We start from the raw sequence: 661 nt of genomic DNA on the forward strand, positions 1-661 counted from the left end.
GCCTAACGGTTGACGGTGATGCAACGGTTGTAGCCAACGACGATGGCAGCTTTACGATTACGCCAGATGAGAACTTCAATGGTGACATCGATATCAGTTTCGATATCTCTGATGGCACCAATACCGTTCAAGCTTCTGCAGACCTTACTGTTAATCCAGTTAATGACCTGCCAGTCCCTCAAGACCAACAGTTCAGCGTTGAAGAAGATGGCACGTTAATCTTCACTGATGCAGACCTATTAACAGGCGCAACGGACATTGAAGGTGACAACCTTACTATTGAAAGTGTGACCTACGACGGTGGCAACGGTATTCTTACCGACAACGGTAATGGCACATACACCTTCGCACCGAATGAAAACTTCAATGGTGACGTAAACTTCGGCTTCGATGTGTCAGATGGCACCGATACGGTATCAGCAAACATCGACGTGAGCGTAACTGCCGTTGATGATGCGCCAGTGTCTGGCGACCTAGCGTACTCAATCGACGAAGATGGTTCGATTCGTCTAAGCCAAGAGCAGTTGCTATCACAAGCATCAGATGTTGAAGGCGATGACCTAACAGCCAGCGGCTTAACGGTCGACGGTGATGCAACCGTTACTCAAAACGATGACGGCAGTTTCACGATTACGCCAGATGAAAACTTCAACGGTGACAT

1 protein-coding gene is annotated in these 661 nt (G+C 48.3%); it reads left to right on the plus strand.

From position 1 onward, the window contains the following. Positions 1-661, plus strand: a 661-nt coding sequence (locus AB4384_RS07365) for a tandem-95 repeat protein (protein WP_372129216.1), incomplete at both ends; no start/stop codon positions are given.

The sequence above is a fragment of the Vibrio sp. 10N.261.51.A4 genome (assembly GCF_041471945.1).
In the GTDB taxonomy this organism is placed as follows: Bacteria; Pseudomonadota; Gammaproteobacteria; order Enterobacterales; family Vibrionaceae; genus Vibrio; species Vibrio crassostreae_C.